Here is a 12,644-nt window from a genome sequence, read left to right as displayed (position 1 = left end):
GGTCACGCTACGGGAGTGGTCCCGCCCTTCGCTTCGGTTCGCCGGACCGGGCGGGTGCGGATCTTGGCGATGCAGGCGGGGATCGGGGCACCGTCCTCGTGGTCGCGGGCACGGTAGGCGCTGGGGCTTTCGCCGACGAGTTCGGTGAAGCGGGTGCTGAAGGAGCCCAGCGAGGTACAGCCGACGGCCATGCACACGTCGGTGACGCTCAGGTCCCCGCGCCGCAGCAGCGCCTTGGCCCGTTCGATGCGGCGGGTCATGAGGTAGCTGTACGGGGTCTCGCCGTAGGCGGTGCGGAAGCTGCGCGAGAAGTGGCCGGGGGACATCAGGGCGGTGCGGGCGAGCGCGGGCACGTCCAGGGGCTGGTCGTAGTCGCGGTCCATCCGGTCGCGGGCCTGGCGCAGCCGGACGAGGTCGGCCAGGGGCACCCGGCCCGTACGGGCCGGGCTGCTCGCTCGGGCCGCACTGCTGGGGCTGCTCTCACGGGGCGCACCGCTCGTACGGGGTTCTGGGGAGGACACACCTGCCACCGTACCGACCGCCGGTGACAAGCGGCTTCCCCCGTCCGGCGCGGCCCGTTGGCGCCCGCGCCGCCGGGCCGACCACCCTGGGGGGACGGTCGGGCGAGGACCGGGGCGCGACGGACGGCGGAGAGGGCGGCGGGGTGGAGACCAACGGCACCGTCCCGCGGGCACCCGGCCACCGGGCGGTGGTGCTGGGGGTGCTGGCGGCGACGGCGGTCGTGCTGCTGGCGCAGGCGGCCAGTGGTACCAGTGCCCGGCTGGTGCTGCTGCTGGTGTTCCTGCCCGCGCTGCTGGCGGGGCTGGGCACGGTCGCGCAGACGGTGGCCGTCTCGGTGTGGGTGGCGGGTGTGGTGGTGGTCAGCACGGTGCTGTGGCCGCCGGTGTCCGTGGAGGCGCGGGTGGGCACCCTGGTGGCGGTGGTCGGTGCCGAGGCCGCCGTGGTCGGGCTGTGCGCGCGGCGGGTGCGGCGGGAGCGGCAGCTGTCGCGGATGCGGCAGAGCGCGGTGGCGCTGCAGCGCCAGTTGCTGCGTCCGCTGCCGGTGACCACCGCGGACGTGCGCCTGGACGGGCTGTACCGACCGGTGGAGGAGGACGCCCTGGTGGGCGGTGACCTGTACGACATCGCCGAGACCCCGCACGGCACCCGGGTGCTGGTGGGCGACGTGCAGGGCAAGGGCCTGCCCGCGATCGGTACGGGCTTCGCGGTGCTGAGCGCCTTCCGGGAGGCGGCGTTTCGCGAGGCGGAGCTGACCGCCGTCGCCGACGCCCTGGAGGCGGCGGTGGAGCGGCACAACGCGTACGCGGTGCAGAGCGGCGAGCAGGAGCGTTTCGTCACTGCGACCGTGCTGGGCCTGCGCGGCGCCGAGGACGTGCGGGCCGTCAACTGCGGCCACCTCGCCCCGTACCTGCTGCGCGCCGACGGCCGGGTGGAGCCCGTCGCGCTGCCCGCCGGGATCCCGCTGGGCCTGGCGTCGCTGGCCGAGCTGACCGGCGGGGCGCGGCCGCGCACGGTCCGGCGTTTCGCGCTGCCCGCCGACGGGGTGCTGGTGCTGCTCACCGACGGCATCACCGAGGCGCAGGACGCCTCCGGCGTGTTCTACCCGGTCGAGCGGGGTCTGGCCGAGCTCGCCGCGACGGCCGCCGACGCCCTGCCCGAGGCCCTCGACCGGCGGGCCCGGCGCTGGAGCGGCGGGCGCAGCCGCGACGACGTCACGGTCCTGGCCCTGCGCGGCGCTTCGTAGGGCGCGGCGCTCGCGGTGGGCCGGGTGGCGCCCGGGGCTCGGGCCCGCCCGTCAGCCGGTGGCGTGCATGCGGGCCGTCGGGCATGCGGGCCGTCAGGCATGCGGGCGGTCAGGGCATGCGGGCGGTCAGGGCGTCCGGGGGCACCAGGGGGGCGGGGTAGTCGAGGGGTTCGTCCAGGGTCCAGGGGCGGTGGACGGTACGGCCGGGGAGGTGGGCGAGTTCGGGCAGCCAGCGGCGCACGTAGGCGCCGTCGGGGTCGTAGCGCTCGGCCTGGCGCAGGGGGTTGAGGACCCGGTTGGGGCGGGTGTCGTTGCCGGTGCCGGCGATCCACTGCCAGTTGAGCTGGTTGTTGGCGAGGTCGCCGTCGACGAGGAGGTGGAGGAAGTGGGCGGCGCCGGGGCGCCAGTCGTGGCGCAGGGTCTTGGTGAGGAAGGAGGCGGTGAGCAGGCGGGCGCGGTTGTGCATCCAGCCTTCGTGGGCGAGCTGGCGCATGCCCGCGTCGACGATCGGGTAGCCGGTGCGGCCCTCGCGCCAGGCCCGCAGTTCCTCCTCGTCGTGGTGCCACCGGGTGCCGCGGGGGCGGTAGTCGGCGTGGGCGGCGTCGGGGCGGGCGGCCAGGACCTGGTGGTGGAAGTCGCGCCAGGCGAGCTGGCGGACCAGGGCGTCGGCGCCGGGTCCGCCGTGTTCGGCGGCGCGGTGGGCGAGTTCGGCGGCGGACAGGCAGCCGAAGTGCAGGTAGGGCGAGAGGCGGGAGGTGGCGTCGGCGGCGAGGTCGTCGTGCAGGCGGTCGTAGTCGCCCGGGTTCCAGGCGCGCAGCCGGCGGCGGGCGGCGCGTTCGCCGCCGGGCGGCAGGCCCGGGGAGGTGCCGGCGGGGGCGGCGGGCAGCGGGTCGCCGTGCGGGCCGTCGGGGGTGGCGAGGGTGCGCGGGGCGGGCAGCAGCGGGCGGCGCGGGGCCTGCTGCCAGGCGCGCAGGTACGGGGTGAAGACCGCGTAGTGGTCGCGTCCGGCCGGGGTGAGGGCGCCGGCGGGGACGACGGTGAGCCCGTCGTGCAGGTGCAGCCTGTCGCCCAGCGCGCGGCGCAGCGCGGCTTCGCGGCGGGTGGCGAAGGCGGAGACGCCGGCGGCGGTGTGGACGGCGCCGGCGCCGCATTCGGCGGCGACGCGGGCGGCCTGTTCGGCGGGGTCGCCGTGGCGCAGGACCAGCCGGGAGCCGGCCGCGCGCAGGGCCCGGTCGAGGTCGGCGAGGCTGTCGGCGAGGAAGGCCCGCCGGTTGGGCGCGGCGAAGCCGGCCCGCTCGACGGCGGGGTCGAGGACGAACAGTGGCAGGACCTGGTCGGCGCCGGTGCGGGCGGCGTGCAGGGCGGGGTTGTCGTGCAGGCGCAGGTCCTGGGTGAACAGGACGACGGCGGTGCTCATCGGGGCCGTGGGCATGGGTCGACTATGGCGGGGGCCGCCGTCCGGCGCCCGGGACACGCCGTGCCCGCAGGGGTGCGACGTCAACCCCCCGGCTGCGGGGCCCACCTGCGGCGTTCTAGGGTGCTGGCATGATCCCCACACCGATATCCGACCCCACGCCGGTGTCCGGCGCCACGCCGGTGTCCGCCTCCGTCCCGGTCTCCGTCCCGGTCTCCGTCCCCGACCCGACGGCCGACCCGGTGACCGACCCCCGCCAGGCGCTGCGGGTGCTGATGGAGGGCAACGCCCGGTTCGTCGCGGGCAGCCCCCAGCACCCCAACCAGGACGCCGGGCGCCGGGCCGCGCTCGCCCCGGCGCAGCGGCCCTTCGCGGTGCTGTTCGGCTGTTCGGACTCCCGGCTGGCCGCCGAGATCATCTTCGACCAGGGCCTGGGCGACCTGTTCGTGGTGCGCACCGCCGGGCACGTCACCGGGGCGGAGGCGCTGGGCAGCATCGAGTACGGGGTGAGCGTGCTGGAGTGCCCGCTGGTGGTGGTGCTGGGGCACGACTCCTGCGGTGCGGTGGCGGCGGCGCTGGACTCCCTGGAGCAGGGGCAGCTGCCGGGCGGCTTCGTGCGTGACGTGGTGGAGCGGGTGACCCCGAGCGTGCTGTCCGCCAAGGCGGCGGGCATCGAGGACCGGGACGCGATCGTGGACGAGCACATCCGCCAGACCGTGGACCTGCTGGTGGAGCGTTCCCAGGCGCTCGCCGCCAGGGTCGCCGAGGGCACGGTGGCCGTGGTGGGCCTGTCCTACCGGCTGCGGGACGGCCAGGCCCGTCAGGTCGCCGCCCGGGGGCCGGTGGACTGACGGGCCCGGGGCGGGCGGCGGGAACTGGATGTCCGATCGCCGCCAGCGCCCCCGTCCGGGCGAGGGCAGAGTCGGTGGCCGACAGCGGTTCCCTCCCTCCCTCTTCCAAGGACGGCAATCCCGTGCACAAGGTCACCGACCTCAAGGTCCTGTACTTCGGCACCCCGGTGGTGCTGATCGGCTCGCGCAACGAGGACGGCAGTGCCAACCTCGCGCCGATGTCCTCGGCGTGGTGGCTGGGGCAGTCCTGCGTGCTGGGCCTGGGCAACAGTTCCCAGACCTCCGTCAACCTGCGGCGCGAGGGCGAGTGCGTGCTCAACCTGCCCTCCTCGGCGCAGGTGGACGCCGTGGACGCCCTCGCGCTGCTGACGGCCAACCCGCACATCAGCGAGATGCGGCGGGAGCAGGGCTACCGCCACGAGCGGGGCAAGTTCGCGGCGGCCGGGATGACCGAGCTGGCGGGCGAGCTGGTCCGGGCGCCGCGCGCCGCCGAGTGCCCGGTGCAGCTGGAGTGCCGGCTGGAGGCGGCAACGCCGCTGGCGGGCAACGACCGGTGCACCGCCTTCGAGGTGACGGTCGTGCGCGCCCACGTCGAGGAGAGCCTGATCGTGCCCGGCAGCGACCACTACGTCGACCCGCTCGGCTGGGACCCGCTGATCATGAAGTTCTGCGAGTTCTTCGGCGACGGCAAGCGGCTGTCCCCCTCCCGCCTCGCCGAGGGCTGGCGGATGCCCGGACGCCTGCCCGCCGCCGCCACCGCCGCCGTGTGACGGCCGCCCGCCGCAGCCGCTCACGGTCACGGCCGCGGGCCACGGCCGCAGGTCACGGCCACGGGTCACGGGTCACGGGTCACGGTGCGATGGTCGCCCCGCAGGAGTCGCACACCCGCGTCGCCGGCAGTTCCAGGAAGCAGGTCGGGCAGATCGCCGGCGGGCGCGGCACGGCCGCGGCGGCGGCCGGCTTGACGGCCGCCTTGGCGCCCGGCTTGACGGCCGGCGTGGCCGCCTTGCGCTCCACCGACGCCTGCAGGCGCGGGGCGAGGGCGGGCGTGCCGCCGTCGGCGGGCAGGTCGGCGCCGAAGTGCCGGTAGCAGGCCAGGCGGGCGGCGGCCGCGTGCTGCTCGCGGTCCATCTCCGCGGTCACCGGCGGCTGCCCGGCCACCGCCAGCACCTCCTGGTAGCCGGCGCCGACCTTGCCGTCCGCCGCGTTCACCACCAGTGCCGTCAGCGGCGGGTCCCCGCGCCGGTGCGCCTCCAGGATCACCAGGGACAGCACCTTGCCGATCCAGTGCCGCTGCTGGACCCGGGTGCGCACCCCGGAGGCCTCCTGGACCGCCTCGGCCAGCTCCGCGTAGGTGATCACCGCGTGGTAGTGGCGCGCCACCTCCACCAGGGCCGGGTAGGCCGCCCGGGTCCACACGATGTGCGCCTGGGTGGCGCCGACCGCCGAATCGTCCGACACCCGCCAGTAGCCGCGCTGCTGCTCCGTCATCCGCCCGCCCCTGTTCGTCGTCTGTGCACGGCCCAGCAGGCCCTCGCCGTGAGCGAGGCTACCGGGCTGCGGAGCGCCGCGGGCTGGCGGGGCGGGCCGTCGCGGGGCGGAGCCGGGGCCCAGGACTTGACTTCAAGTCCTGTTGAAGTTGTCGAATGGCACCCGACCGCAGCCGTACGGGCATCCGCGGTCGATGCCCCGCCCGTACGGAAACCGTACCCGGGGCCGGGGCCGCCTTCATCCGATCGCGCCGTCGGCGGCCCCGGCCCCCGGGTCCACCGTTGCGCTACTTCCCTTCCAGGGCCGCCACCAGCTGGGGCAGGTTGCCGCCGGCGACGGCGAGGGCCAGGTGGTCGTGGTAGTCCCGGCTGTGGACGATCAGGCCGTCGCGGACCCGCAGCACCAGGACGTTGGCGACCTCGAAGTCCCGCCCGGTGTCCCGGTGGTGCGCCTGGTAGTCGAACTGCGCGACGACCACCTCCGGATCCTCGGTCTCCCGGACCACGACGTTCTTCGCCCGCAGGTCCAGCGTCAGGTGCGCGCCGACCTGCGCGAACCGCTCGGCGATGACGGCCCGCCCCGCGAAGACGCGCGGCTCGACCGGCGCGAAGACGGTCTCCACCACCGCGTCCTCGGCGTAGAGCCGGGCCAGCTCCGAGAACCTCCCCCCGGTGATGCCTGCCAGCAGTTCGAGGAAGACCTCGCGCGGAGACGGTGTTTCGGACATGATCAACCCCCAGGATCGCGCCGCTGGAATCGGACCAGCGACTCCGCTTGGAACGATACGGACTGACCACTCCGGTTGTCCATGGGTACATCCGCGATCGCCGCGGACGGAAGGAGACCGGTGCCGGCGGAACGGAAGGACACCGGTGCCCTGGGCGGTGTCAGCGGTGTCATGAGCGGCGCCCCGGAACGGCCCCTGCGCGCGGACGCCGCCCGCAACCGGGCCAGGCTCCTCGACGCCGCCACCGAGGTGTTCGCCACCCGCGGCATCGGCGTGCCCACCGAGGAGATCGCCCGCGCCGCCGGCGTCGGCGTCGGCACCCTCTTCCGCCACTTCCCCACCAAGGAAGCGCTGCTGGAAGCCGTCATGGTCCGCCGGCTGCAGACGATCACCGACCGCGCCGCCCGGCTCGCCGCCGAGGCCGAACCCGCCGAGGCCTTCTTCGCCTGCTTCCGCCTGGTCGTCGAACAGTCCGCCGGCAAACAGGAGTTCACCCGTGCCCTCACCGAAGCCGGCATCGACGTGCACGCCTCCCTGCGGGAGTCCAGCGAGCTGATGCGCGCCCAGCTGTCCGAACTCCTGGACGGCGCGCAGCGGGTGGGGGCCGTGCGCCCCGAGGTGGGCCTGCCGGAGCTGATCGCGCTGCTCGTCGGCGTCGGTACGGCGGCGGAGCAGCTCGCGGGCGATCCGGCGGCCCGGGAACGGGTCTTCGACGTGGTCTTCGCCGGGCTGCGGACGCACTGACCCGGCGCGGCCCGACCGCGAGCTGCCGGCCTCCTACTTCCGGGGTCCGTCACGCATCGCGAGGAGGGAGGCCCCGGGTTCCGGGTGGATCACCCGCCCGTGATCGGGCCGAGGTAGGTGCCGCCGGAGACGTCGATGACCTGGCCGGTCACCCAGCGCCCCTGGGGGCCCGCCAGGAAGCCCACCACGTCCGCGACGTCCTCCGGCCGGCCGATCCGCCCGAGCGCGGTGATCGACTCGAGTCCGGCCACCGCCTCGGGAGCGACGGTCCACCCGGCGGTCATGTCGGTCAGCACCACCCCGGGTTCGACCGTGTTCACCGTGATCCCGCGCCGGCCCAGTTCGTTGGCGAGCGAGGGGCCGAGGGCGGCGAGCGCCGCCTTGGTGACGGTGTAGCCGATCTGGAAGGGATTGGCGATCCGGGTGGCCGCCGAGCCCACGTTGACGATCCGTCCGCCGTCCCGCAGCAGCGGCAGCGCCCGCTGGACCACGAAGACGGGCGCGCTCACGTTGACCGCCAGGAGCCGTTCCCACTCCTCCTCGGTGAGCTGCCCGATCGAAGCGACCGCGTGGATGCCCGCGTTGTTGACCAGGATGTCCAGACCGTCCGCGCCGTGGTCCGCCAGCCCGGCGGTGAGCCCCTCGAACAGCGAGTCCACCGCACCGCTCTCGCCGAACCTGGCCGGTACCGCGAACGCCCGGCCCCCTGCCTCGCCGATCAGCGCCACGGTCTGCGCGGCGGCCGCTTCGTTGCCGCCGTAGTGGACCGCGACCAGCGCCCCCTCGGCCGCGAGCCGCACGGCGACCGCGCGCCCGATCCCGCGCGAGCCGCCTGTCACCAGAGCGGTCCTGCCGTCCAGTTCCCCCACGATCGTCTCTCCCTTCGTGCCGCCCCGGCCGAGTCCGGGACCGATCTCCAGTACAACCCGAAGTTCCGCGCCGTCAAAGGGCGGAAGGCGTCCGGGATCAGTCTCGGTACTGCCGCAGGGCCGGCCACAGTGCGGGCCGCGGCCCGGGCGGGACCGGGGCGGCGAAAGGCCGGGGACGGCTCAGGGACGGCTCAGGGACGGGTCCGCTCGGCGAGGGTGTGGGCGACGAGGGCGTTGGCGTGGCCGTGGCCCAGGCCGTGGTCGGTCTTGAGCCAGGCGACGAGTTCCATGTGCTTGGTGAGGGGGGAGGTGCGGATGAGGTCCTTCCACTCCTCGATGGGGCGGCCGTGCTTCTTCTCGATGGAGGGGAAGTAGGAGGCGGGGCCGCCCTTCGCGGCGGCGGGCTTGGCGGCGGGCTCGGCGACGGGCTTGGCGGCGGCGGTCTTCACGGGGGTGGCGGTCATGAGCGTGGTTCCTCTCGGTCGGGCAGAGAAGTCGGGCATCGAAAAAGCGGTGCGGTCACGGGTTATGACCGTGACCGCACCGCGAACTCATCGGCCGGTGGAAGTGACCTGCCTCACGCCGCCGCCGGGGCCCGCCGTCTGCCGCGTCCGGCCCGGCGCCCGGCGGGCGGGGTGGGGTCGGTGTTCCACGCGGCGACGGGGTTGCCGAGCCAGCGGGTGGCGCCGGGGACGTTCTCGCCGCGCATGACGAGGGAGGCGGGTCCGACGGTGGTGTTGGCGCCGAGGGAGGAGTTGAGCAGGACGATGGTGTGCGGGCCGGTGGTGGAGCCGGCGCCGAGGTGGACGGGGCCCAGGCGCATGACGCGGTCGTGGAAGAGGTGGGTCTGCAGGACGGTGCCGCGGTTGACGCTGGCGCCGGCGTCGACGGTGACGAGGTCGCTTTCGGGCAGCCAGTGGGTCTCGCACCACACGCCGCGTCCGATGCGGGCGCCGAGGCTGCGCAGCCACACGTTCAGGTAGGGGGTGCCGGTGATGGTGGAGCCGCCGAAGGGCATGGCGAGTTCCTCGACGAAGGTGTCGTAGAGCTCGTTGCGCCACACGAAGGAGGACCACAGGGGGTGTTCGGCGACGCGGAAGCGTCCGACGAGCAGCCATTTGGCGGCGGTGGTGACGGCGCAGGCGATGACGGCGGCGCCGGTCAGGACGAGTCCGGCGCCGGCGAGGGCGGTGCCCAGCCCGTAGGCGTCGCGCAGTTCCTGCAGGACGGCGAGGACGAGGTCGCCGAGCAGGGCGGCGAGGACGACGGGCAGCAGGCGGCAGACTTCGACGCCGGCGCGGGCCCACATCAGGCGCCGGGGCGGGTCGTAGGTGCGGCCTTCGGTGCCGGTGTCGGCGACGCGGGGCAGGGCGAAGGCGGGGCGGCCGAGCCAGGAGGTGCCTTCGGGGGCGTGGGCGGGGGTGTCGGACAGGACGCCGACGAGGGAGTTGTCGGGCAGGTGGCGGTCGGGGCCGACGATGCCGGAGTTGCCGACGAAGGAGCGGCGTCCGACGCGGGAGGGGCCGAGGTGGAGCCAGCCGCCGCGCAGTTCGTAGGGGGCGATGAGGGTGTCGTCGGCGAGGAAGGCGCCGTCGTCGACGCGCATCAGGCCGGGCAGGGCGAGCACGGTGGAGGCTTCGACGCGGCGCCCGACGCGGGCGCCGAGCAGGCGCAGCCACACGGGGGTGAAGAGGCTGGCGTAGAAGGGGAAGAGGGTGCGGCGGGCGGTGTCGCTGAGGCGGGTGACGGCCCAGGCGCAGAAGGCGACGCGGCCGCCGGCGGGGTGGAAGCCGGGGCGTAGCGGCAGGGACAGGACCCGGACGAGCAGCGCCATGAGGGCGGCGTGGCACAGGAGGGTGAGGGCGGCGAGGGGGACGGTGGCGGGCAGGAGTTGGACGAGGGCGGCGGTCAGGGTGCGGTCGGTGTCGATCATCGGGTAGACGATGAGCAGCGCGGGCAGCGCGGAGATGATCGGGACGAGGCCGAGGAGGGTGAAGCCGGCGCCGTAGGCGAGGTTCCAGGGGTTCCAGGAGCGGCGGGCCGGGGTTGCGGCGGGGGGCCAGTCGGCGAGGGGTTCGGTGGTGGGGCGGGCCGGGGAGCCGTGCCAGTGTTCGCCGGGCGGGACGGTGCCGGTGACGCAGGAGCCGGGGGCGATCTCGGCGCGGGCGCCGACGCGGGCGCCGGGCATGAGGGTGGCGCGGTGGCCGACGCGGGCGCCTTCGCCGACGTCGATGCGGCCGAGGTGGAGGGTGTCGCCGTCGAGCCACCAGCCGGCGAGGTCGGCTTCGGGTTCGAGGGAGCTGTGGGCGCCGAGGCGGGCGAGGCCGGTGACGGGGGGCAGGGTGTGCAGGCGTACGCCGCGGCCGACGCGGCAGCCGAGGGCGCGGGCGTAGCGCGCGGCCCAGGGGGTGCCGGCGAGGGCGGCGGTGGCGAACATGGCGGTGTAGCGTTCGGCGGCCCACAGCCGCAGGTGGACGTGGCCGCCGCGGGGGTGGCTGCCGGGGCGGATGCCGGCGGTGAGGGCGCGGGCGCCGGTGGCGGCGAGCAGGGTGCGTCCGGGGGCGCTGTAGAGGAGGACGAGGCCGGCGGCGACGGGCCACCAGGAGGTGTGCGGGGCCCAGGCGAGGTGCTTGCCGGTGAGGTTGTCGAGGGCGATCAGGACGAGGATCCAGCGCAGTCCGGCGAGGGTGAACATGGCGAGGAGCACAAGGGTCTGCCACAGGGCGGCGCTGCGGGGGGTGCGGCGTACGGTGCGCCGGTTGTCCGCGGCGGCGGGGGTGGCGTTCTCGGGTGCTGCCGTGAGGGAGTCCAGGTAGGCGGCGAGGTCGCCGAGGACGGGGTGGGCGTACAGGTCGGCGACGGAGACGCCGCCGTGGCGGGTGCGCAGGTCGGAGACGAGGCGGGCGGCGGTGAGGCTGGAGCCGCCGAGGGCGAAGAAGTCGTCGGCGCGGCCGGGGGCGGTGCCGAGCAGGCGTTCCCAGTGTCCGGCGAGCCAGCCGGCGGTGCCGTCGAGGGTCTCGGCGGGGCGGTCGGCGGTGCCGGTGGTGGTGGCGAGGGGCCAGGGCAGGGCGCCTCGGTCGACCTTGCCGGAGGTGCGGGTGGGCAGGGAGTCGACGAGTGCGAGGACGGGCACCAGCGGGGCGGGCAGGCGTTCGAGGAGCTGGCGGCGGGCGGCGGCGAGGTCGGGGGTGGTGCCGGGTTGGGCGACGAGGTAGCCGACGAGCAGGTCGGCGCCGGCCGGGGTCTTGCGGACGGCGGCGGCCGCGGCCCTGATGCCCGGCAGGGCCTGCAGGGCGGCGTCGATCTCGCCGAGTTCGATGCGGCGGCCGCCGAGTTTGACCTGGTCGTCGGCGCGGCCGAGGAAGACCAGGCCTTCGGGGTCGTTGCGGACCAGGTCGCCGCTGCGGTAGACGCGGGGTGAGGCGAGGGCGGGGTGGGCGCTGAACTTCTCGGCGTCCTTGGCGGGGTCGAGGTAGCGGGCGGTGCCGACGCCGGTGATGAGCAGTTCGCCGGTCCCGTACCAGGGCACGGGGTGGCCGGCCCGGTCGACGACGGCGATCTCCCAGCCGTCCAGGGGCGCGCCGATGCGTACGGGCTCGCCGGGCAGCATGCGGGCGGCGGTGGCGACGACGGTGGTCTCGGTGGGGCCGTAGGTGTTCCAGAACTCGCGGCCGTCGGTGGCGAGGCGCTCGACGAGTTCGGCGGGGCAGGCCTCGCCGCCGACGATGATCAGGCGCACGCCGTCCAGGCACTCCTGCGGCCACAGGGCGAGCAGGGTGGGGACGGTGGAGATCGCGGTGATGCGGCGCTCCACGAGCCAGGGGCCGAGGTCGGTGCCGGCCTTGACCAGGGAGCGGGGGGCGGGGACCAGGCAGGCGCCGTGGCGCCAGGCCAGCCACATCTCCTCGCAGGAGGCGTCGAAGGCCACCGAGAGGCCGGCGAGGACGCGGTCGCCGGGGCCCAGGGGCCGGGCCTGCAGGAAGAGGCGGGCCTCGGCGTCGGCGAAGGCGGCGGCGCTGCGGTGGGTGACGGCCACGCCCTTGGGGCGGCCGGTGGTGCCGGAGGTGAAGATGATCCAGGCGTCGTCGGCCGGCGTGGGCCAGGCGGGGCGGCCGCCGGGCCGGGCGGCGGGCCCGGCGTACAGGCGGGCGTCGGCGCCGATGACGGCGCAGACGGCGGCGTCCTGCCAGATCATCTCGGCGCGTTCGTCGGGGTCGTCGGCGTCCACCGGCACGTAGGCGGCGCCGCAGCGCAGCACGGCGAGGATGGCGACGTACAGGTCGGCGGTGCCGGAGGGGATGCGCACGCCGACCCGGTCGCCCTGGCCGATGCCGTGGCCGGCCAGCTGCCCGGCGAGGGCGTCGACCTCGTGCAGCAGGGCGCGGTAGCCGAGGACGGTGTCGCCGGTGTCGAGCGCGGGCGCCTCGGGGTGGGCGTCGGCGGTGGCGGCGATGACGTCGAGCAGGCTGCGGGGGTGGGCGGGCTGGGCCACCGGCCAGCCGGACGCGGGGCCCGGGTGCGGGCGGTGCAGCGTGCCGGGGCCGACCGGGTCGTGGCGTGCGTCCATGGGGGTTTGTTTCCTCGGCTCCGTGGTTCTGAGGGCGCGTTCGGGCTGTCGGGGCTGTGTCGGGGGTGACGGGAGGTGACACTGAGGTCACCGGCGGGCGCGCCCACTCACCATGACTCGGCCGGGAGTCCGCTGGATGCAGTGATGGTGCGGTCAAAGGAAATTCTCATCATCGATGCCGCGCGGGGCCGGCAGCGTATGAATCGAATGTCGTTC

The 12,644-nt window shown here is 75.4% G+C and carries 11 protein-coding genes; 4 read left to right on the top strand and 7 right to left on the bottom strand.

Annotation, left to right across the window (positions count from 1 at the left end; genetic code table 11):
• Window positions 1–2: 2 nt before the first annotated feature.
• A complete protein-coding gene (locus ACZ52J_RS01910; RefSeq protein WP_360497804.1) occupies window positions 3–428 on the bottom strand; it encodes a helix-turn-helix transcriptional regulator in 426 nt (141 codons plus the stop codon).
• Between the two features lie 116 nt (window positions 429–544).
• Between ACZ52J_RS01910 and ACZ52J_RS01905 the strand changes: the two genes are divergently transcribed.
• Window positions 545–1,765 (top strand): PP2C family protein-serine/threonine phosphatase, encoded by a 1,221-nt coding sequence (locus ACZ52J_RS01905; RefSeq protein ID WP_465615050.1) that lies wholly within the window; start codon window positions 545–547, stop codon window positions 1,763–1,765.
• Between the two features lie 109 nt (window positions 1,766–1,874).
• On the opposite strand, the gene ACZ52J_RS01900 is transcribed toward ACZ52J_RS01905, so the two are convergent.
• Window positions 1,875–3,182, bottom strand: coding sequence for a cryptochrome/photolyase family protein (locus ACZ52J_RS01900; RefSeq protein WP_360497807.1), 1,308 nt, complete (start codon window positions 3,180–3,182; stop codon window positions 1,875–1,877).
• 272 nt (window positions 3,183–3,454) lie between these two features.
• Here ACZ52J_RS01900 and ACZ52J_RS01895 point away from each other — a divergent pair, with 272 nt between their 5' ends.
• On the top strand, window positions 3,455–4,030 hold the full coding sequence (locus ACZ52J_RS01895) for a carbonic anhydrase (RefSeq protein WP_360497810.1): 576 nt from the start codon (window positions 3,455–3,457) through the stop codon (window positions 4,028–4,030).
• Window positions 4,031–4,152: 122 nt separating this feature from the next.
• Window positions 4,153–4,800 (top strand): flavin reductase family protein, encoded by a 648-nt coding sequence (locus ACZ52J_RS01890; protein ID WP_465615049.1) that lies wholly within the window; start codon window positions 4,153–4,155, stop codon window positions 4,798–4,800.
• Window positions 4,801–4,879: 79 nt separating this feature from the next.
• Here the strand turns inward: ACZ52J_RS01890 and ACZ52J_RS01885 are convergent, their stop codons facing one another.
• On the bottom strand, window positions 4,880–5,521 hold the full coding sequence (locus ACZ52J_RS01885) for a hypothetical protein (protein WP_465615048.1): 642 nt from the start codon (window positions 5,519–5,521) through the stop codon (window positions 4,880–4,882).
• A 286-nt stretch (window positions 5,522–5,807) separates the two neighbouring features.
• Entirely contained in the window at window positions 5,808–6,248 is a 441-nt protein-coding gene (locus ACZ52J_RS01880; protein WP_465615047.1) for a nuclear transport factor 2 family protein, read from the bottom strand.
• A gap of 120 nt (window positions 6,249–6,368) precedes the next feature.
• Between ACZ52J_RS01880 and ACZ52J_RS01875 the strand changes: the two genes are divergently transcribed.
• A complete protein-coding gene (locus tag ACZ52J_RS01875) occupies window positions 6,369–6,992 on the top strand; it encodes a TetR/AcrR family transcriptional regulator (RefSeq protein ID WP_465615046.1) in 624 nt (207 codons plus the stop codon).
• 89 nt (window positions 6,993–7,081) lie between these two features.
• Here the strand turns inward: ACZ52J_RS01875 and ACZ52J_RS01870 are convergent, their stop codons facing one another.
• The 3 genes from ACZ52J_RS01870 to ACZ52J_RS01860 all read right to left on the bottom strand — a co-directional run bounded on the left by ACZ52J_RS01870 (window position 7,082) and on the right by ACZ52J_RS01860 (window position 12,428).
• Complete coding sequence (locus ACZ52J_RS01870) at window positions 7,082–7,861, bottom strand: SDR family NAD(P)-dependent oxidoreductase (protein WP_465615045.1); 780 nt, start codon at window positions 7,859–7,861, stop codon at window positions 7,082–7,084.
• Window positions 7,862–8,052: 191 nt separating this feature from the next.
• A complete protein-coding gene (locus ACZ52J_RS01865) occupies window positions 8,053–8,325 on the bottom strand; it encodes a DUF4287 domain-containing protein (RefSeq protein WP_465615044.1) in 273 nt (90 codons plus the stop codon).
• Window positions 8,326–8,438: 113 nt separating this feature from the next.
• A complete protein-coding gene (locus tag ACZ52J_RS01860) occupies window positions 8,439–12,428 on the bottom strand; it encodes a Pls/PosA family non-ribosomal peptide synthetase (RefSeq protein WP_465615043.1) in 3,990 nt (1,329 codons plus the stop codon).
• Window positions 12,429–12,644: the final 216 nt, after the last annotated feature.

The organism is Kitasatospora sp. NPDC034035, from assembly GCF_055575755.1.
Note: the sequence above shows the minus strand (reverse complement) of the source record. Positions and strands in the feature narration are given on the sequence as shown.